The sequence below is a fragment of the Streptomyces sp. NPDC005262 genome, from assembly GCF_042872425.1.
Classification (GTDB): Bacteria; Actinomycetota; Actinomycetes; order Streptomycetales; family Streptomycetaceae; genus Streptomyces.
In genome coordinates, this window is the sequence record NZ_JBIAKK010000004.1 from 293651 (window position 1) to 313825 (window position 20175).

Sequence of the window (20175 nt, forward strand, 5' to 3'; positions counted from 1 at the left end):
CATTACGCCTGATGGCCCGAGCTGAAACCGGGTTCGACAGCACCGTTTCGATCATTTTCCGATACCCGCACAGCAACCGGCGTACGCCCGGGAACTGCGAGGACCCTTCCCGTGGCCAGCAGAACCAGCAGCGCAACCACCCCACCGGCCCCCGCGACGGCGAAGCCCTGCGCCGTCCCGCCCAGCTCTACGGCCGGGCCCGCCAAGGCCGTTCCCGCCGCCGCGCCGACTCCGAAGGTCGTCACGAGCCAGGAGAATGCCTCCGTCACCGTGCCCCGCGGAGCATGCCGGTCCACCACGATGAACGAGCACGCGATCGCGGGCGCCAGGAACACCCCGGCGAGCGCGGACAGTACGGTCATCGGCACCACCCCGGGCGTGAGCATGAGCGGCAGGTAGCCGAGCGCCAGCAGTGCGACGATGGCCCGCAGTCTGCGCTCCGGCGCCCCGGCCCACTGCCACGCCCCGTACGCCACGCCGCCGATCAGCGCGCCCAGTCCGAGCGCGGCCATCAGCCAGCCGTACACCGACTCCCGGCCGTGGTCGTCGGCGTACGCGACACCCGCCACCGTGATCGACCCCAGGGCGAGTCCGACGAAGAAGAAGGAACCGAGCAGCGCCAGCAGGCCCGGTGACCGCAGAGCGCCCAGCCAGTGCGCCTCGCGGGGCGCCGAACGCCAGGTGCGGGAGGGCTCCGAGACCACCACCGAGAGCGCCCCGAGCACCCCGATCGCGTTGATGACGAGCAGCGCGGCGGCGGGCGACCAGAGCGCGACCAGCACTGTCACCAGCAGCGGCCCCACCGTGAACATGACCTCCTGGGCCACCGCGTCCATGGCGTACGCGCGGTGCACCCGGTCCTCGCGCCCCAGGACCGTCGGCCACAGGGCCCGCAGGCCGCCCTCCAGCGGCGGTGTGCAGACGCCGGCCACCATCACGGCCGCGTAGGCCAGCGGCAGCGATCCGAGGCCCACCAGGGCCAGCAGGGCCATGCCCAGCGCGGACAGCACGGACGCGGGGAGCTGGACGCGAGGCTGGCCGTACAGGTCCACGGCCCGGCCCAGCAGCGGCTGCCCGACCGCCGTGGAGAGGCCGTACACCGCCGCGAGCGCCCCCGCGAGGGTGTAGCTGCCGCCCTCGGCGCGGGTGAACAGGACGATCGCGATGTGCGCCGTGCCGCTGGGCAGCCGGCCCACCAGTGTGCCGACCAGCAGCCGGGTGGCGTACCGCGCCCGGAGGATGTCCAGATATCCCGCGGCCATGTCTCGCCCCCATCTCTCTCGGACGTCCTTCCGACGCCCGACGTTTTACGTATAACGTCGAGGTTCATACGTACCATGTGCCCAGTCCACAGGTCCACCTCGCCGCTCGCACCAGCACCGCACCCGTCCGGAGGTCCCAGTGACCAGCGCATCACAGCCCGCCCCGGCCCGGCCCACCAGCCGCGACGTCGCGCGGGCCGCAGGCGTCTCGCAGGCCACCGTCTCCCTCGTGCTGGCCGACAAATGGCGTGGCAGGGTCTCCGAGGCCACCGCCGAGCGGGTCCGCAGCGCCACCCAGGACCTCGGCTACCGGCCGAATCTCGCCGCCCGCAGCCTCCGCCTCGGCCGCACCAGGACGGCGCTCCTGGTCGTCCCCGCCCTCACGAACGAGTTCTTCGCCCGCGTCTACACCGGCGCCGCCGCGGTCGCCGCGGAGCACGGCTTCGGGGTGGTCCTGTACCCCTCCCCCGACGGCACGGGGCCGGCCCGGGACCCCTTCGCCTCCGCCCGCGCCGCACTCGACGGGGTCATCGCCTCCTCGATGGCCGCCGACGCACTCGGCGCCCTGCACGGCGCCGACCTGCCCCTGGTCATGCTGGACAGCGATCCGGCGGACACGGGTGTCGCGGCCCACGTCAACCTCGACATCGCCGACGGCATGCGGCAGGTGACGGACCATCTGCTCGACCTCGGCCACCGCCGCTTCATCCACCTCGCGTCGGCCATCGACTCCTGGACCTTCGCCGTCCGCGCCCGGGCCGTCCACGAGGCCGTACAGCGGGTGCCGGGCACCGTCGTACGGACCGTGCCGGCAGCGCTCGACGTGCGGGCCGGCCGGGAGGCCGCGGAGCACGCGCTGGCCGCCCCCGGCCCCCGGCCGACCGCGATCATCTGCGACGACGACATCCTCGCCGCGGGCGCCTGCAAGGCGGCCCGCCGGTTCGGGCTCCGGGTCCCCGATGACGTCTCCGTCACCGGCTTCGACGATCTGGCCCTGGCGACCGCCGTCGAGCCCGAACTCACCACCGTGCGGCTCCCCGCGGAACAGGTCGGCGAGCGCGGCATGACCGCCCTTCTGGCCGTCCTGGACGGCCGCCCGGCCGAACCCGGCAGCCTGCCCGTGCACCTGGTCGTGCGCGGCTCCACCGCGCCCCCGCCGCCTCGGTCATGACTGTGCCCCGGCCCGCCGGGAACGGCGGACCGGGGCATGGACACAGCGATGGACCACTTCTCGGTGGACTACTCCACGTCGCCACCGGAATCACTGGACTTGGTGACATCCGTCGAGCTCGCGGAGGACTCGGAACCCTCGCCGTCCTCGATGTCGGAGGGGGCGTCCGTAGGCGCGGAGCCACCGTCCGCCTCCAGCAGCCGTGCCAGCTGCCGCCCGACGATCCGCTTGAACTTCCGCTGCTGAGGCCTCGTACGGTCCAGGACCGCCACCTCGAGACGCTCGGCGGGGATCTCCCGCTCACTCCCGTTGGGATCACGGGACAGCGCCTGCACGGCCAGCTTGAGCGCCTCGGCCAGCGTCATCCCGTCCCGGTGGCGCTGGTCCAGGAACGTACTGATCTGCTCCGCGTTGCCGCCGACCGCGACCGAGCCGTGCTCGTCCACGATCGAGCCGTCGTGCGGCAGCCGGTAGATCTGGTCGCCCTCGGGCCTGGCGCCCACTTCGGCGACCACCAGCTCCACCTCGTACGGCTTCTCGGCCGCACTGGAGAAAATGGTGCCCAGAGTCTGCGCATAGACGTTGGCCAGTCCGCGGGCCGTCACATCGTCACGGTCGTATGTGTATCCGCGCAGATCTGCGTACCGGACACCGCCGATACGCAGATTCTCGTACTCGTTGTACTTACCGGCAGCGGCGAAACCGATCCGGTCATAGATCTCGCTGAACTTGTGCAGCGCACGGGACGGGTTCTCGCCGACGAACACAATGCCGTCGGCGTACTGCAGCACAACCAGGCTGCGACCACGGGCGATGCCCTTCCGGGCGTATTCCGCCCGGTCGGCCATGGCCTGCTGAGGTGAGACATAGAACGGCGTCGACACCGGCTATCCGTCCCTTTCTGTCAGTGACGAGTCCATCGAAGAGGCCCTGGAACGGGAATCAGAGCAGCGCGGCACGCGGGCCGTCGGGCTGTTCCAGCCGGCGCTCCAGGATCGCCCGGGCGATCTCGGAGGATTCCGCCTCGGTGAGCCTCCTGAAGCCCTCGTCGGTGATGACGGTGACGATCGGATAGATCCGCCGGGCCACATCCGGACCACCGGTCGCCGAGTCGTCGTCCGCGGCGTCGTACAGCGCCTGTACGACCAGGGTGAGTGTCTGCTGCTCCGTCAGGTCCTCGCGGTAGAGCTTCTTCATCGACCCGCGGGCGAAGATCGATCCGGAGCCGGTGGCCGCGTAGCCCACCTCCTCGGACCGCCCGCCGGTGACGTCGTACGAGAAGATCCGGCCCTTCTCGCGGTCGACGTCGAAGCCGGCGAAGAGCGGGACCACGGCGAGGCCCTGCATGGCCATGGCCAGATTGCTGCGGATCATCGTGGAGAGCCGGTTCGCCTTGCCCTCCAGGGAGAGCTGGGCGCCCTCGACCTTCTCGAAGTGCTCCAGCTCCAGCTGGAAGAGCTTGACCATCTCCACCGCGAGACCGGCCGTGCCGGCGATGCCCACCGCCGAGTACTCGTCGGCCGGGAAGACCTTCTCGATGTCGCGCTGCGCGATCATGTTGCCCATCGTCGCCCGCCGGTCACCGGCGAGCACCACGCCGCCCGGGAACGTCGCGGCGACGATGGTCGTCCCGTGCGGTGCCTCGATGGCCCCCTGCAGGGGCGGCAGGTGCCGCTTGCCGGGGAGCATGTCGGGCGACTGGTCGGACAGGAAGTCCATGAACGAAGAGGATCCCGGCGTCAGGAAGGCAGCTGGTAGACGCCCGGTGCTACGAGTGTTGGCTTCCACGCGTTTCCCTCCAGGTATGCGATGGCCCTGCGGAAGGTGTCAGGATCATCTCCCAACGTGCCGATGGCCGAATTGCAGTTGAAGCACAGTACGCCACGGACCCTACCCGTCTCGTGGCGGTGATCCACATGGTCTGCGAGGGAAGCTTGCGGAGTCCGAAGTGCCTGTTGCGGCCGCGCGGCACGGGCTTCTTTCGCCCGTACCGCGCGCACCACCCCGCTCCCCCTTGTTCACATGAGTGGACTACTGTCCACCCTTCTGAACGAACGAACGGACGAAGTCCTCGGCGTTCTCCTCCAAGACGTCGTCGATCTCGTCCAGAACCGAGTCGACATCGTCGCTCAGCTTCTCCTGCCGATCCTTGAGGTCCTCCGAAGCCTGCGCGTCCTGCGCCTGCTCCTCGACCTCCTCGGTGGAGCGTGTCGCCTTCTGCTGTCCGCCGCCGGTGTCCTTGGTCGCCATGTAGCTCACCCCGCTCGGTTCGAAGCACTTGATCAGACCCTACCTACGGGGTCCGACATTGGCCCGGTACTTGTCTCAACGCACGGGGGCCATCTCGATGATTCCCTGATCGCGGCCATTTCAGCCGCCGGACAGCACCCGGACCAGCTCTTCCGCCGTACGACAGCGGTCCAGGAGCTCCTTGACGTGGTTACGGGTCCCGCGGAGGGGCTCCATGGTGGGCACCCGCTGCAGCGAGTCATGGCCCGGCAGATCGAAGATGACCGAGTCCCAGGAGGCGGCGGCGACGTCGTCCGCGTACTGTTCCAGGCAGCGGCCGCGGAAGTACGCCCTGGTGTCCTCCGGAGGCTTCGTACGGGCCTGCTCGACCTCGTTCTCGTCCAGCAGGCGCTTCATCTTGCCGCGGGCCGCCAGGCGGTTGTAGAGGCCCTTCTCGGCCCTCACGTCGGCGTACTGGAGGTCCACCAGGTGCAGCCGGGGCGCGTCCCAGTCCAGGCTGTCGCGCCGGCGGTAGCCCTCCATGAGCTCCCGCTTGGCGATCCAGTCGAGCTCCCCCGAGAGGCTCATCGGATCGTTCTCCAGCCGGTTGAGGGTGTCCTCCCAGCGCATCAGGACGTCCTTGGTCTGCTCGTCCGCGTCCGCCCCGTACCGCTCCTCGACGTATTTGCGGCCGAGCTCGAAGTACTCCATCTGGAGCTGCACCGCGGTGAGCGTCCGACCGCTGCGCAGCGTGATCAGGTGTTGCAGCGAGGGGTCGTGGGAGACGTGGTGCAGGGTGCGCACCGGCTGGTCGACGGCGAGGTCGACATTGATGAAGCCGTCCTCGATCATGGACAGGACGAGCGCGGTGGTGCCGAGCTTGAGATACGTGGAGATCTCCGACAGGTTCGCGTCGCCGATGATCACATGGAGGCGGCGGTACTTCTCGGCGTCGGAATGCGGCTCGTCGCGGGTGTTGATGATGGGGCGCTTGAGCGTGGTCTCCAGGCCGACCTCGACCTCGAAGTAGTCCGCCCGCTGGCTGATCTGGAAGCCGTGCTCGTGGCCGTCCTGGCCGATGCCGACGCGGCCGGCGCCCGTGACGACCTGGCGGGAGACGAAGAACGGGGTCAGGTGGCGCACGATGTCGGAGAACGGGGTCTCCCGCTTCATCAGGTAGTTCTCGTGCGTGCCGTACGAGGCGCCCTTGTTGTCGGTGTTGTTCTTGTAGAGGTGGATCGGCTGGGCGCCGGGCAGCTGAGCCGCGCGTTCGGCGGCCTCCGCCATGATGCGTTCGCCGGCCTTGTCCCAGAGGACGGCGTCCCGCGGGTTGGTGATCTCCGGCGAGCTGTACTCGGGGTGCGCATGGTCGACGTAGAGCCGTGCTCCGTTGGTGAGGATGACGTTGGCGAGGCCGATGTCCTCGTCGGTCAGCTGACTGGAGTCGGCGGTCTCGCGGGCGAGGTCGAAGCCTCGCGCGTCTCGCAGCGGGTTCTCCTCCTCGAAGTCCCAGCGGGCGCGTCGCGCCCGGTGCATCGCCGCCGCGTAGGCGTTGACGATCTGGGACGAGGTGAGCATGGCATTGGCGTTGGGGTGTCCGGGCACGGAGATGCCGTACTCCGTCTCGATGCCCATTACTCGCCGTACGGTCATGCGGCCCTCCTTGCCCGGCGGCGTTCCCTTCCGGGATCGGCGCTCAAGTACCGCTGCTTGTCCGGTGCGTGTGCGGTGCCCGTCCCCGCACTGCGCGACTGGGCGGTACGGAAGAGCCTAGAGCGCCTCTGCGCTGGTGGGGAGATCAATTACGTCATTGCTCCGGTGTCGTGGGAGCTGTCCGGAAAGCAACCGGCTGCGGATGCCCGGCCGGGCATCCGCAGCCGGTCTGCGTTCTACAGGTACTGCCCGGTGTTTGCCACTGTGTCGATGGAGCGACCCGTGTCTGCGCCCTCTTTTCCGGTGACGAGCGTACGGATGAAGACGATCCGCTCGCCCTTCTTGCCGGAGATCCTGGCCCAGTCGTCGGGGTTGGTCGTGTTGGGAAGGTCCTCGTTCTCCTTGAACTCGTCCACGCATGCCTGGAGGAGATGGGAGACGCGAAGGCCCTTCTGGCCCTGGTCGAGGAAGGCCTTGATGGCCATCTTCTTGGCCCGGTCGACGATGTTCTGGATCATCGCGCCGGAGTTGAAGTCCTTGAAGTACAGGACTTCCTTGTCGCCGTTGGCGTACGTGACCTCGAGGAAGCGGTTCTCCTCGGACTCGGTGTACATCCGCTCGACGACGGACTGGATCATGGCGTGCGCCGCGGCTTCCTTGGAGCCGGTGTGCTCGGCGAGGTCGTCCGCGTGCAGGGGCAGTGAAGCCGTGAGGTACTTCGCGAAGATGTCCTTCGCGGCCTCCGCGTCCGGACGCTCGATCTTGATCTTCACATCGAGTCGGCCGGGGCGCAGGATGGCCGGGTCGATCATGTCCTCGCGGTTGGAGGCGCCGATCACGATGACGTTCTCCAACCCCTCCACACCGTCGATCTCGGCGAGCAGCTGCGGGACGATGGTGTTCTCCACGTCCGAGCTGACGCCGGATCCGCGGGTACGGAAGAGTGACTCCATCTCGTCGAAGAAGACGATGACGGGGGTGCCCTCGCTCGCCTTCTCACGGGCCCGCTGGAAGACGAGGCGGATGTGCCGCTCGGTCTCACCGACGTACTTGTTGAGGAGCTCAGGACCCTTGATGTTGAGGAAGTAGCTCTTGCCGGCGGGCTGTCCGGTCACCTCGGCGACCTTCTTGGCCAGGGAGTTGGCGACGGCCTTGGCAATGAGAGTCTTGCCGCAACCGGGCGGGCCGTAGAGCAGGATGCCCTTCGGCGGCCGCAGTTCGTGCTCCTTGAAGAGGTCGGGGTGGAGGTAGGGGAGCTCGACCGCGTCCCGGATCAGCTCGATCTGGTCGCCCAGGCCGCCGATCTTGTCGTAGTCGATGTCCGGAACCTCTTCGAGGACGAGCTCCTCGACCTCGCTCTTCGGCACCACTTCGTAGACGTAGCCGGACCTGGGTTCGAGCAGCAGCGCGTCGCCGGGCCGGATGTTGATGTCGAGAAGCGGTTCGGCGAGCCGTACCACCCGTTCCTCGTCGGTGTGCCCGAGAACCAGGGCCCGCTCGCCGTCCTCGAGGATCTCCTTGAGGGTGACGATGTCCCCTGCCCGCTCGAATTCCATGGCCTCGACCACGTTGAGCGCTTCGTTGAGCATGACTTCCTGGCCACGCCGGAGGTCGTCGAGCTCGACGCTGGGGCTGACGTTCACCCGGAGCTTGCGGCCCCCGGTGAAGATGTCGCAGGTACCGTCCTCGTTGCCCTGCAGGAAGACTCCGAAGCCGGCCGGTGGCTGTGCGAGCCGGTCGACCTCCTCCTTGAGGGCGACGATCTGGTCGCGGGCCTCGCGCAGGGTGTTGGCGAGCCGCTCGTTCTGTGCTGAGACGCCTGCGAGGTTGGTCTGCAACTCGACGATCCGCTCTTCGAGAATCCTCGTATGGCGCGGAGAGTCGGCGAGCTTACGTCGCAGGACGGCGATTTCCTGCTCGAGATAGGCGACCTGGCCGGCTGGGTCTTCAGACCCCCGCCCGGGCCGGATGCCGCGGTTGATGTCGTCGTCGTGGGCTGCCACGGTCCTCACCTCCTCCAAGGGGAGCTGGACGCTTCCTGACCCTACCTGGGTGGGTGCTGATTGAAACCCCTAGATCACAAAGACTCCGGGACGTGTCCGATCTTCACCCTTGCGCTCTCCCTCACGCCAGGGGAATACCCACCCTTCAACATCGGAAAGCGGCCGGTTGTATCGTCGAACCGTTCAACACCCGTCAGGGCTGGCCATTTTTGGTTCGGATACGCAGGAAACGGCAGGAGAAATGACCGTGCAGCAGGACGCCCCGACCGGCAGCGACACGCAGGATCTGGAGGTCTGGATCGACCAGGACCTCTGCACCGGGGACGGCATCTGCGTGCAGTACGCACCCGAGGTGTTCGAGCTGGACATCGATGGTCTGGCGTATGTGAAGAGCAGCGAGGACGAGCTGCTGCAGGACAAGGGGGCGACGACGCCCGTTCCGCTGCCGCTGCTTCAGGACGTGGTCGATTCGGCCAAGGAGTGTCCCGGCGACTGCATTCATGTACGGCGCGTTTCGGACAGGGTCGAGGTCTACGGCCCCGAGGCTGCCTGATCCGGCCGCCCCGGCCGGTCTGCTACACGCAGTGACCGGTCAGGCGCCGCCCGTTTCGCCCTGCGCGGCACGGACGAAGGCGCCGTTCCGCCACTGCCAGGTCACCTTTTCCTGCTGGTCGGGGCAGCAACGCGGGACCTCGGCCGAGGAGTAGCCGAGGAGGGTGGCGGAGATGATCCCGTCACGCACGGTGAGGTCACCGACGCTCATCTTCTGCGCGGGGTCCACCAGGGTCGCAACGATCCGGGGTGCGGCCCCGCTTCCCTGTGTGAGGACATAGACGCCGCTGGGCGGCGTACCGGATCCGGCCGCGCAGTGGACCACCGCGACGGTCTCCGGGCGCCCGTCTCCGTCGAGGTCGCCCGGGGCCCGGTCGGCGACGGTGCTGTCCGCCGTCCCGCACTGGAGCGGAAAGGTCACACGGGCCGGATCGGGGGCCGCGACGGGCGCGGTGCCGTGCTGCGCGGTCGTGCGGTGGGAGGTCGAGGCCGAGGCGGTCGCGTCGTCGGGCTGGAGCATGCCTGCCCCGGCGATGACGGCGGCCATGGCGGTCGCGGTGGCGAGCCAGTGCATCGGCGTCGTGTCGGTGTGCGCGAGGTCCGGGAGCTCGGAGGTCTGCACGCGGGATGTCTCCTGTGGTTCCTGTGGTTCGGCGATGCCCGTGGACGACGGGACCGGTGGGGCGAACGCCGTAGGTGGGGGTGGCCAGCATCGTGCCATACCTCACAGGGCAGCGGAACGGGGGGGTAGGTACGGATCCCGATTCCCGGCGGCGGTCCCGTGCCGGCGGACTCCGCGCGGGCAACGAAAAGGCGCCGCCGCCGAGTTCCCGGGTCGGTCCGGGAACTCGGCGGCGGCGCCGGTGCGTTGCGCGGGGTCAGCCGCGGGAGGAGCCGCTCTGGCTGCCGGGGCCGTCGTAGTCCTCTCCGTAGGCCCCCTTGGCGGGCCGGCGGCGGCGCAGCGGGGCCTCCACACCGTCGGCGAGACGGCGGGCGGTGACGAGGAAGCCGGTGTGGCCGATCATGCGGTGGTCCGGGCGTACGGCCAGGCCCTCGACGTGCCAGTTGCGGATCATCGATTCCCAGGGCTGCGGCTCGGCGAAGCAGCCCATCTCGCGGATGGACTCGACGGTCCGGGCGAGCTGGGTGGTGGTGGCGACGTACGCGCAGAGGATGCCGCCGGGCACGAGCGCCTTGGCGACGGCGTCCAGGCACTCCCAGGGGGCGAGCATGTCGAGGATGACCCGGTCGACGTCGGTGTCGGACAGGTTGTCCTGCAGGTCGCCGACGGTGAGCTGCCACGCGGGGTGCGGTTCGCCGAAGTAGCGCTCGACGTTCTGCTGGGCGATCTCGGCGAAGTCCTCGCGGCGCTCGTACGAGTGCAGCATGCCCTGGTCGCCGATGGCGCGGAGCAGGAAGGTGGAGAGCGATCCGGAGCCGACGCCGGCCTCCACGACGCGGGCGCCGGGGAAGATGTCGGCGAACGCCAGGATCTGCCCCGCGTCCTTGGGGTAGACCACGGCGGCGCCGCGGGGCATGGACAGGACGTAGTCGGGGAGCAGGGGGCGCAGCGCGAGATAGGCGACGTTTCCCGTGGTTCGGACCACGCTGCCCTCGGGCGCACCGATCAGCTCGTCGTGCGGGAAAGAACCCTTGTGGGTGTGGAAGTTCTTTCCGGCTTCGAGCGTGAAGGTGTAGTGGCGTCCCTTGGGGTCGGTGAGCTGGACCTGGTCCCCGACCTTGAAGGGCCCACGTCGGCGGGCGGCACCGGTCGGTTCAGACATGTGACCAGCGTACCGGTGTTTCCCGGGGCTCCGACCGCCCCCCGGAGCGGCTCAGGCTGCGGGGCGGGCCATGGCGGCGACGAAGGCGCGTTCGACGTCGGCGGTGGAGAGGACGCCGTAGATCTCTCCGGTCTCCTCCAGGACGAGGTACTCGGTGGCCGGGCTGGCCCGGAGGGTGTCCAGGAGCGTCTCGCCGGACAGCTCGACGGAGATCTTCATGCCGTCGGTGAGGTCCTGGGCGAGGGTGCTCACCGCAACCCAGGGGCGGCGGTGTTCGGGGACCGAGCCGATGGCGGCCTCGCGGACGACGGCCTTGGGGTCGCCGTGGCCGTCGACGACGACAAGCGCGCGGGCGCCCGCCTCGTTGGCCCGGCGCAGCGCCTCGGAGAGCGGGGTGGCGGCCTCGACGGGGACGGCGCGCCGGGTCAGGGTGCGGGCGCGCAGCTCGGGGAGGTGTTCGCGCAGGCGGGCCATCCTCAGGCTGTTGCCCGCCCCGGTCCAGATGATGGCGCAGAGAATCGCGGCGAGCAGGGCGTCGGTGACGGTGTCCATGCCGCTGATGTCGTCGGTGTTGTTCCCGAACCCCCCGGTCTGGGTGAGGAGGGGGAGTCCGATGAGGACACTGACGGCGAGGGCGCGGCCGACCCAGGCCGCGGCGACGGTGCCGCTCATGGGGCGTCCGGTGATCTTCCAGACGACGGCCCGGAGCATACGGCCGCCGTCGAGCGGCAGCCCGGGCAGCAGGTTGAAGGCGGCGACGATGAGGTTGGAGATCATCAGCCCGGCGAGCAGGACGCCGGGGACGGTGCCGGGTTCGACGAACTTCATGCCGGCGTAGAAGACGCCGGCGAGGACCAGCGACAGGAGCGGGCCGACGAAGGCGAGGACGAATTCGCGGCCGGGGGTCTCGGACTCCTTCTCGATCTCGGAGACACCGCCGAAGAACTGCAGCTGGATGCGGCGCACGGGGAGTTTGTAGCGGAGTGCGACCACGGTGTGGGCGAGTTCGTGGACGAGTACGGAGGCGTAGAAGGCGATCGCGAAGAAGAGGGAGACCAGATAGCGGGCCGTGCCGAGCTCGGGCAGCACCCGCTCGAGCTGGCCGCCGAAGACCCAGGTGATGAGTGCCGCGACGAGGAACCAACTGGGTGCGACGTATACCGGCACACCGAAGGGACGGCCCATCAGGAGGCCGCCGCCCGGCTCTCGGGGGCGTTGCGGTTTGCCGTTCTCGGGCGCGGCAGGGTCGGTTCCCCCTGCGCCGGGCTTCGGCCGGCCGCTGTCGCCGCTCTCGTCCACGGGGTCCCTTCGGTCGATGCCGTTAGGCAAGATCATGCAGTGTGCGAGGGTCTGTGGTCGATGGTATGCCGCTGAGTGTCAGTGGGGGGTCGTAGGGTCTTCGTCATGACTTCCGTGCCCCGGCCGCCGCAGCCACCCTCGTCCCTGTCGCCGTCGCGGGCGAGTGACTTCATGCAGTGTCCTCTGCTGTACCGGTTCCGGGTCATCGACAGGCTGCCGGAGAAGCCCAGCGAGGCAGCTACCCGGGGCACGCTGGTCCATGCGGTGCTGGAGCGGCTGTTCGACAATCCGGCGGTGGAGCGTACGGCCGGCCGGGCCACGGCGTTGATCCCCGGCCAGTGGGACCGGCTGCTGGAGTCGAAGCCGGAGCTGTCGGAGCTGTTCGCCGGCGATGCGGAGGGTGAGCGGCTCTCCCGTTGGCTGTCGGAGGCGGAGCGGCTGGTCGAGCGGTGGTTCTCGCTGGAGGATCCGACCCGGCTGGAGCCGGCCGAGCGGGAGCTGTTCGTCGAGACGGAGCTGGAGTCCGGGCTGCGGCTGCGCGGGGTGATCGACCGGATCGATGTGGCGCCGACGGGCGAGGTCCGGATCGTCGACTACAAGACGGGAAAGGCACCGCGGCCGGAGTACGCGGAGGGCGCCCTGTTCCAGATGAAGTTCTACGCCCTGGTGATCTGGCGGCTGAAGGGTGTGGTGCCGCGGCGGCTGCAGCTGGTCTATCTGGGCAGCGGCGACGTCATGACGTACGACCCGGTCGTGGCTGATCTGGAGCGGGTGGAGCGCAAGCTGCTGGCCCTGTGGGAAGCGATCCGGCTGGCCACGGAGACGGGCGAGTGGCGGCCCCGGCCGACGAAACTCTGCGGCTGGTGCGACCACCAGGCGGTCTGTCCGGAATTCGGCGGGACTCCCCCGGTATACCCGCTGTCCGTCCGGTCGGCGGAATCAGGGCAGGGTGGCCAGGGCACAATGGGCCCGGTCCGGGCCGGGACCGGCCGGCCTGCGGCCGTCGAAGGACCTTGAGGAGATCTGGTGGCAATCCGCGTCCTACTGGTCGATGACCAGCCGCTGCTGCGCACCGGCTTCCGGATGATTCTGGAGGCCGAGGGAGACCTTGCGGTGGTGGGTGAGGCCGGTGACGGCCTCCAGGCCCTCGATCAGGTGCGGGCGCTGCAGCCCGATGTGGTGCTGATGGACATCCGCATGCCGCGGATGGACGGCGTCGAGGCGACGCGTCAGATCACCGGGCCGGGCCGGGACGGTCCGGCGAAGGTGCTGGTGCTGACCACGTTCGATCTCGACGAGTACGTGGTGGAGGCGTTGCGCGCCGGTGCCAGCGGCTTTCTGCTGAAGGATGCTCCGGCCGATGAGCTGGTGCAGGCGATCCGGGTGGTCGCTGCGGGCGAGGCGATGCTCGCCCCGAGCATCACACGCAGGCTGCTCGACAAGTACGCGGACCATCTGCCGTCGGGCGAGGACGCCGTGCCGGACACGCTGCACACGCTGACCGAGCGTGAGGTGGAGGTGTTGAAGCTGGTGGCGCGCGGTCTGTCGAATGCGGAGATCGCCGCCGACCTGTTCGTCAGCGAGACGACGGTCAAGACACATGTGGGCCATGTGCTGACGAAGCTGGGGCTGCGCGACCGGGTGCAGGCCGCGGTGTACGCGTACGAGAGCGGGTTGGTGCGCCCCGGCGCCCAGTGATCCGGCCGGTGCGGCCGGGACGGGACGCCGGGATGGCACCGTGATTCAGACGGCGCTGCGGCCGAGCTCCCAGAGCTGCAGGTCGGCCGAGGAATTGACCGACCACTCGACGCCGGTGAGGCCGTCGCGGGAGGCGACGTACTGCTTGCCCTGCCAGACCGGAAGTACCGGCACGTCGGTGGCGACGATGTCCTGGAGCTTCTGGAAGGTCTTGGCGGCCGAGGCCCGGTCCTCCTCCCGGCGGGACTGCGGGATCAGCGTGTTCTGGGCCACTGCGGACCTGTACGGCGAGTTGAGGAAGTTGTTCCTGTCGAGGAACGGCGCCGTGTAGTTGTCCGGGTCCGGGAAGTCGGGGAACCAGCCCATGCCGTAGACGGCGTAGTCGCCGCGCTTCTGGGCGGGGCGGTACTTCGCCCAGGGGGTGCCCTGAACGTTGACGTCGAACAGCCCGGTGGCGTTGAGCTGCTTCTTCAGCGCCTTGAACTCGGTGGCGGTGGCGGGACCGTAGTGGTCGGTCGTGTAGTGCAGGGTGAATTTCACCGGCGTCTGGATGCCGGCGTCCTGCAGGATCGCGGCGGCCTTGGTGGTGCTGGGCTCGCCGTACTTGTTGTAGAACGAGTTGGTGTGCCCGGTGATGCTGGACGGGATGAGCGAGTAGAGCGGCTCGGCGGTGGCGCCGTAGACCTGACCGGCGATCTGGCCGCGGTCGACGACCTGGGCGATGGCCTGCCGGACGGCCTTGCTCTTCACCGCGGGGTCGGTGGTGTCGAAGGCGAGATAGCTGATGGCGAGGCCGGGCATCTCGGTGAGCTTGATGCCGTCCTTCGGCTGCTCCAGCATCTGCTGAGCCTGTCCGGGGGACATGGTGCGGGTCATCATGTCGATCTTCTGGGTGTCGAGCGCCTCGCCCATCGCCTTGGCGTCGGGGAAGAGGTCCAGCTCGACCTTGTCGTTGAGGACCTTCAGATCGCCCTTGTAGTGCGGGTTCCTGGTGAAGACGACCTTGACGACCTGGTCGTTCCTGACCTCCGGCTTCATCGTGTACGGACCGGAGCCGTCGACCTGGAAGCCGCTGCGCGGGGACCTCGCCGGGTACTTGCTCTTCTGCACGATGCCGGCGGCCGGGGTGGCGAGCTTGTACGGGAAGGTCGCGTCCGGCGTCTTCAGGTGGAAGATGACTTCGTCGTCACCGCTCGTCTCGATCGTGTCGATGTTGGCGAGCAGACCGACGGGGCCACTGTCGGACTTGATGTCGATGACGCGGTTGATGGAGTACTTGACGTCCTCGGCGGTGACAGGCGTGCCGTCGGCGAACGTGAGGCCACTGCGCAGCTTGCAGCGGTAGCTCTCGTTCTCCCGGTCGGTGAAGGTGCAGCTCCTGGCTGCCTCGGGGACGGGCTGGCCGCCGCCACGCGGCACGTGGGTCAGGGTCTGCACGGTCTGCCGCAGGACGTTCCAGACGCCTGCTTCGTAGCCTATGGCGGGATCGAGCGGCGCGGGGTTGTCCTCGGTGGCGACGAACTGGTCCGTGGTGCCGACAACGATGGCGGCCTTGCCATCGCTCCCGCCATCCGTCCCGCCGCAGGCGGCGAGTACGGGCGCGAGCAGGCCGACGACGGCCGGCAGCACCAGAGTCTTGCGGTTCATCTTGGACGTTCTCCCTCATCCGGCCATTGAGAAAACGACATTAGTAGGCGCCGCCGGTAATGCCGGACGGGTGCTCTGCGCTGCGTAATCGAATGATGAGGGAAATGGTCTGCGAGCCGTTTTCCCGAGCGGGGTACGTTCCGTACAGGACTTCACGAATCGGGACGAACGGGTGGATCAAAACGGACAGCTAGGTCGATCTTGAAGGGGCCCAAAAGCCCGGGGCGTGATAAAACTCACGCCCGAACCATTTCCTGGCTTTGGCATGCCCCCGCCTTACGCACACGCACGTAAGACGAAATGCGCACATCGCAACGGCGAGAGTTTCGCTGTTTATTCACAGAAATACTCTCGGTACACGTATCAACGCGCTCCGGTGACCAGTCCCCGGAGAAATGCGAGATCGACTTCTTCTAGGGAGCCCACGACGACCCGTCCGGAGGCGGGTGCGATCGGCGCCACGGACGGCACTGCGACGACCCGGCAGCCGGCCGCCTCCGCCGCGGCGACACCGGTCGCGGTGTCCTCGATGACCGCGCAGCGCTCCGGAGCCACCCCGAAGCCCGAGGCGGCGGTGAGATAGGGCTCCGGGTGCGGCTTCGTCCGGGAGACCTCGTCGCCTGCGACGGTGAGCGAGAAGTGGTGGCGCCCGACCGAGTCCAGCACCCGGTCGATGATGCGCCGGTGCGAGGCGGAGACCAGGGCGGTCGGCACCTCATGGGCCGCCAGCTCGGCGAGCAGCCGGGCGGCGCCCGGCATCAGCGGTACACCCCGGCCGATGCGCGCCTCGAAGCTGTCGTTGAGCAGCACGGTCAGCTCGGGGAGCGTGATGTCCGCACCGGTGACATCGATGAGGTAGCCGGCGCTGCGGGTCATCGGGCCGCCGACGACCACGTTCTTCCACGCCTCGTCCAGCCGGTGACCGAGGTGGGCGAAGACTTCGACTTCGGCGTCCCACCAGAAACCCTCGGTGTCGACCAGGGTGCCGTCCATGTCGAGAAAGACGGCCTGAAGGGCGGCGCCGTCGGCCATACGGGTCAAGGACGCGGAGACCGTACTGGTCATGCGGCACACCTTCCACGAGGGACGAGAAGGCCGGTCACCGTTTCCGGAGGAAAAGGCGACCGGCCTGCACTGGACCGACCAGTGTACGACTCGACCCGCGACAACGCGTCGATCATTTTCTACCGCGCGTTGAAGTACTTCGCCTCCGGGTGGTGGATGACGATCGCGTCGGTGGACTGCTCCGGGTGCAGCTGGAACTCCTCGGAGAGGTGCACCCCGATCCGCTCGGGCTGGAGCAGGTCGGCGATCTTCGCCCGGTCCTCGAGATCGGGGCAGGCGCCGTAGCCGAGGGAGAAGCGCGCACCGCGGTACTTCAGCGCGAACATGTCCTCGACGTCGGACGGGTCCTCGCCGCCGAAGCCGAGCTCGGAGCGGACCCGGGCGTGCCAGTACTCGGCGAGGGCCTCGGCCAGCTGGACGGAGAGGCCGTGCAGCTCCAGGTAGTCGCGGTAGGAGTTGGCTTCGAAGAGCTTGGCGGTCTCCCCGCCGATCTTCGAGCCGACCGTGACGACCTGGAGGCCGATCACATCCGTCTCGCCGGACTCCTCGGGACGGAAGAAGTCAGCAAGACAGAGGCGGCGGCCGCGGCGCTGGCGCGGGAAGGTGAAGCGGGTGCGCTCCGAGCCGTCCTCGTGGAGCAGGATCAGGTCGTCGCCCTTGGACACGCAGGGGAAGTAGCCGTAGACGACGGCGGCTTCCAGCAGGTTCTCCGTGTGCAGCTTGTCGAGCCAGCCACGCAGGTGCGGGCGGCCCTCGGTCTCCACGAGCTCCTCGTACGTCGGCCCGTCACCGGCGCGGGCCTGCTTCAGACCCCACTGCCCCTTGAAGAGCGCACCCTCGTCGAGCCAGGAGGCGTACTCCTTGAGCTGGATGCCCTTGACGACGCGGGTGCCCCAGAACGGGGGCTCGGGGACCGGGTTGTCGGTGGCGACGTCGGAGCGGACGCCCTCCTCCGGCTCGTCGACCTCCAGCACGGCGGTCTCCCGCTTGGGCACCCGGCGCTGCTTGAGCTCCGGGAGCGCGGCGCCGGGGACACCGCGCTTCACCGCGATCAGGGCATCCATCAGACGCAGGCCCTCGAACGCGTCGCGGGCGTAGCGGACCTCGCCCTCGTAGATCTCGTGAAGGTCCTGCTCGACATAGGCCCTGGTGAGAGCCGCGCCGCCGAGGATCACCGGATATTCGGCGGCCAGCTTGCGCTGGTTCAGCTCCTCCAGGTTCTCCTTCATGATCACGGTGGACTTCACCAGGAGGCCGGACATGCCGATGACATCGGCGCGGTGCTCCTGCGCGGCCTCCAGGATCGCGGAGACCGGCTGCTTGATGCCGATGTTGACGACGTTGAAGCCGTTGTTGGACAGGATGATGTCGACGAGGTTCTTACCGATGTCGTGGACGTCGCCACGGACGGTGGCCAGGACGATCGTGCCCTTGCCCTCCGCGTCGGACTTCTCCATGTGCGGTTCCAGGTAGGCCACGGCGGACTTCATGACCTCGGCGGACTGGAGCACGAACGGCAGCTGCATCTGGCCGGAACCGAACAGTTCGCCGACGACCTTCATGCCCTCGAGCAGTGTGTCGTTGACGATGTCGAGCGCCGGACGGGTCTGCAGTGCCTCGTCGAGGTCGGTCTCCAGGCCGTTCTTCTCACCGTCGATGATGCGGCGCTGGAGGCGCTCGTCGAGCGGCAGCGCGAGGAGCTCCTCGGCCTTGCCGGCCTTCATCGACTTCATGTTGACGCCCTCGAAGAGCTCCATGAGCCGCTGCAGCGGGTCGTAGCCTTCGGCGCGGCGGTCGTAGATGAGGTCGAGTGCGACCTTCACCTGCTCCTCCTCCAGGCGCGCGATCGGCAGGATCTTCGACGCGTGCACGATGGCGGAGTCGAGACCGGCCTTGACGCACTCGTCGAGGAAGACGGAGTTCAGGACGACTCGAGCGGCTGGGTTGAGACCGAAGGAGATGTTCGACAGGCCGAGCGTGGTCTGGACGTCGGGATGGCGTCGCTTGAGCTCGCGGATGGCACCGATGGTGGCGATGCCGTCCTTGCGGGACTCCTCCTGACCGGTGCAGATGGTGAAGGTCAGCGCGTCCATGAGGATGTCCGACTCGTGGACGCCCCAGTTGCCGGTCAGGTCATCGATCAGCCGCTCGGCGACGGCGACCTTGTGCTCGACGGTGCGGGCCTGGCCCTCCTCGTCGATGGTCAGGGCGATGAGCGCGGCGCCGTGCTCGACAGCCAGTGCGGTGACCTTGGCGAAGCGGGACTCCGGCCCGTCGCCGTCCTCGTAGTTGACCGAGTTGAGGACGGCCCGGCCGCCGAGCTTCTCCAGTCCGGCCCTAAGGACCGGCAGCTCGGTGGAGTCGAGCACGATCGGGAGCGTGGACGCGGTGGCGAAACGGCCGGCCAGCTCTTCCATGTCCGCGACTCCGTCGCGGCCGACGTAGTCGACGCAGAGGTCGAGCATGTGCGCGCCCTCGCGGATCTGGTCGCGCGCCATCTCCACGCAGTCGTCCCAGCGGGCCTCCAGCATGGCCTCGCGGAACTTCTTGGATCCGTTGGCGTTCGTACGCTCGCCGATGGCGAGGTACGAGGTGTCCTGACGGAACGGGACGGTCTGGTACAGCGAGGCGGCGCCGGGCTCGGGCCGCGGGTCGCGGGGGACGAGAGCCGCGCCGCGCACACGCTCGACGACCTGCCGCAGGTGCTCCGGAGTCGTACCGCAGCAGCCGCCGACCAGCGAGAGGCCGTATTCCTGGACGAACGTCTCCTGCGCGTCGGCCAGTCCTTCGGGGCCGAGCGGGAAGTGCGCACCGTCCTTGGTGAGCACCGGAAGTCCGGCGTTGGGCATGCAGAGCAACGGGATACGCGAGTGGCGCGTGAGGTAGCGCAGATGCTCGCTCATCTCCGCCGGGCCGGTCGAGCAGTTCAGGCCGATCATGTCGACGCCGAGCGGTTCGAGTGCGGTCAGCGCGGCACCGATCTCCGAGCCGAGCAGCATGGTGCCGGTCGTTTCGAACGCCAGCGAGCAGAGCAGCGGAAGGTCGCTGCCCATCGCCTCGAGCGCCCGTCGCGCACCCAGTACCGCGGCCTTGGTCTGCAGGAGGTCCTGCGTCGTCTCGATGATGAGCGCGTCCGCACCGCCGGCGATCAGGCCCTCGGCGTTCTGCTGGAAACCGTCGCGGAGCACGGTGTACGGCGCGTGGCCCAGCGTCGGCAGCTTGGTGCCGGGGCCGATGGAGCCGAGCACCCAGCGCTGCTGACCGGTGGAGGCGGTGAACTCGTCGGCCACCTCGCGGGCGATGCGCGCGCCGGACTCCGAGAGCTCGTGGATGCGCTCGGGAATGTCGTACTCGCCCAGGGCCGATGCGTTGGCGCCGAAGGTGTTCGTCTCGACACAGTCCACGCCGACCGCGAAGTACTCCTCGTGCACGGAGCGCACGATGTCCGGGCGGGTGACGTTGAGGATCTCGTTGCAGCCTTCGAGGTTCTGGAAGTCCTCAAGGGTGGGATCCTGCGCCTGGAGCATGGTGCCCATGGCACCGTCGGCCACGACCACTCGGGTGGCGAGCGCCTCGCGGAGGGCTTCGGCTCGGTTCCGGCTGTCGGCGGAAAGGGTCGGCAACGAGGCCATGGATGTGCTCCCAGGGATGCGACGGCTGTCGGCTTCACGGCTTCCGGAGGAGGCCGCACCTCGTCAGGGTAGCCGGGCAGCGCCTCGGAGCGTCACTGTGTCCCACGTGACGGACGGCATGCTGTGCGGGGGCCATCCGGATCCGAGCAGTCGAGCGGGTTCCCCGCACGACCGGGCATG

General features: G+C 68.6%; 16 protein-coding genes and 1 pseudogene. 4 read left to right on the forward strand and 13 right to left on the reverse strand.

Annotated features, from left to right (window positions below; translation table 11 throughout):
• Positions 1-2 precede the first annotated feature (2 nt).
• Positions 3-1262 (reverse strand): MFS transporter, encoded by a 1260-nt coding sequence (locus ACFYP5_RS14480; RefSeq protein WP_389035008.1) that lies wholly within the window; start codon positions 1260-1262, stop codon positions 3-5.
• A 139-nt stretch (positions 1263-1401) separates the two neighbouring features.
• Between ACFYP5_RS14480 and ACFYP5_RS14485 the strand changes: the two genes are divergently transcribed.
• Positions 1402-2433 carry a LacI family DNA-binding transcriptional regulator gene (locus ACFYP5_RS14485; RefSeq protein ID WP_389035011.1) on the forward strand — a complete coding sequence of 344 codons (1032 nt, stop codon included), beginning with the start codon at positions 1402-1404 and terminating at the stop codon, positions 2431-2433.
• Positions 2434-2501: 68 nt separating this feature from the next.
• On the opposite strand, the gene prcA is transcribed toward ACFYP5_RS14485, so the two are convergent.
• From prcA to arc, 6 genes and pseudogenes are all read right to left on the reverse strand, one after another.
• Positions 2502-3317, reverse strand: a complete 816-nt coding sequence (prcA, locus tag ACFYP5_RS14490) for a proteasome subunit alpha (RefSeq protein WP_389035014.1) — start codon at positions 3315-3317, stop codon at positions 2502-2504.
• Between the two features lie 58 nt (positions 3318-3375).
• Entirely contained in the window at positions 3376-4221 is an 846-nt protein-coding gene (prcB, locus tag ACFYP5_RS14495; protein WP_389035016.1) for a proteasome subunit beta, read from the reverse strand.
• A pseudogene (locus ACFYP5_RS14500) lies at positions 4173-4358 on the reverse strand (endonuclease domain-containing protein); the annotation flags it as partial. The gene prcB and the pseudogene ACFYP5_RS14500, both read right to left, overlap by 49 nt.
• A gap of 106 nt (positions 4359-4464) precedes the next feature.
• Positions 4465-4683 (reverse strand): ubiquitin-like protein Pup, encoded by a 219-nt coding sequence (locus ACFYP5_RS14505; protein WP_266421631.1) that lies wholly within the window; start codon positions 4681-4683, stop codon positions 4465-4467.
• A 120-nt stretch (positions 4684-4803) separates the two neighbouring features.
• On the reverse strand, positions 4804-6315 hold the full coding sequence (gene dop / locus ACFYP5_RS14510) for a depupylase/deamidase Dop (RefSeq protein ID WP_389035020.1): 1512 nt from the start codon (positions 6313-6315) through the stop codon (positions 4804-4806).
• 236 nt (positions 6316-6551) lie between these two features.
• The gene (gene arc, locus ACFYP5_RS14515) at positions 6552-8318 is read right to left on the reverse strand and encodes a proteasome ATPase (RefSeq protein ID WP_389035023.1); all 1767 of its coding nucleotides are present in this window, start codon (positions 8316-8318) and stop codon (positions 6552-6554) included.
• Positions 8319-8559: 241 nt separating this feature from the next.
• On the opposite strand from arc, the gene ACFYP5_RS14520 reads away from it, so the two are divergent.
• The gene (locus tag ACFYP5_RS14520; RefSeq protein ID WP_030968477.1) at positions 8560-8871 is read left to right on the forward strand and encodes a ferredoxin; all 312 of its coding nucleotides are present in this window, start codon (positions 8560-8562) and stop codon (positions 8869-8871) included.
• 39 nt (positions 8872-8910) lie between these two features.
• Here the strand turns inward: ACFYP5_RS14520 and ACFYP5_RS14525 are convergent, their stop codons facing one another.
• From ACFYP5_RS14525 to ACFYP5_RS14535, 3 genes are all read right to left on the reverse strand, one after another.
• A complete protein-coding gene (locus ACFYP5_RS14525) occupies positions 8911-9492 on the reverse strand; it encodes a hypothetical protein (protein WP_389035025.1) in 582 nt (193 codons plus the stop codon).
• 256 nt (positions 9493-9748) lie between these two features.
• The gene (locus tag ACFYP5_RS14530; RefSeq protein WP_030918422.1) at positions 9749-10654 is read right to left on the reverse strand and encodes a tRNA (adenine-N1)-methyltransferase; all 906 of its coding nucleotides are present in this window, start codon (positions 10652-10654) and stop codon (positions 9749-9751) included.
• 51 nt (positions 10655-10705) lie between these two features.
• On the reverse strand, positions 10706-11953 hold the full coding sequence (locus ACFYP5_RS14535; protein ID WP_389035341.1) for a site-2 protease family protein: 1248 nt from the start codon (positions 11951-11953) through the stop codon (positions 10706-10708).
• Positions 11954-12124: 171 nt separating this feature from the next.
• On the opposite strand from ACFYP5_RS14535, the gene ACFYP5_RS14540 reads away from it, so the two are divergent.
• Together ACFYP5_RS14540 and ACFYP5_RS14545 are read left to right on the forward strand one after the other, a co-directional pair.
• Positions 12125-12970: a RecB family exonuclease gene (locus ACFYP5_RS14540; RefSeq protein ID WP_389035343.1), complete on the forward strand. Its 846-nt coding sequence runs from the start codon at positions 12125-12127 to the stop codon at positions 12968-12970.
• A 9-nt stretch (positions 12971-12979) separates the two neighbouring features.
• The gene (locus ACFYP5_RS14545; RefSeq protein WP_389035028.1) at positions 12980-13651 is read left to right on the forward strand and encodes a response regulator; all 672 of its coding nucleotides are present in this window, start codon (positions 12980-12982) and stop codon (positions 13649-13651) included.
• 45 nt (positions 13652-13696) lie between these two features.
• Here ACFYP5_RS14545 and ACFYP5_RS14550 read toward each other — a convergent pair whose 3' ends face one another.
• The 3 genes from ACFYP5_RS14550 to metH form a co-directional block, all read right to left on the reverse strand.
• Positions 13697-15298, reverse strand: coding sequence for an ABC transporter substrate-binding protein (locus ACFYP5_RS14550; RefSeq protein ID WP_389035029.1), 1602 nt, complete (start codon positions 15296-15298; stop codon positions 13697-13699).
• Between the two features lie 363 nt (positions 15299-15661).
• On the reverse strand, positions 15662-16363 hold the full coding sequence (locus tag ACFYP5_RS14555; protein ID WP_389035032.1) for an HAD family hydrolase: 702 nt from the start codon (positions 16361-16363) through the stop codon (positions 15662-15664).
• Positions 16364-16482: 119 nt separating this feature from the next.
• On the reverse strand, positions 16483-19995 hold the full coding sequence (gene metH, locus ACFYP5_RS14560; RefSeq protein ID WP_389035035.1) for a methionine synthase: 3513 nt from the start codon (positions 19993-19995) through the stop codon (positions 16483-16485).
• Positions 19996-20175 lie beyond the last annotated feature (180 nt).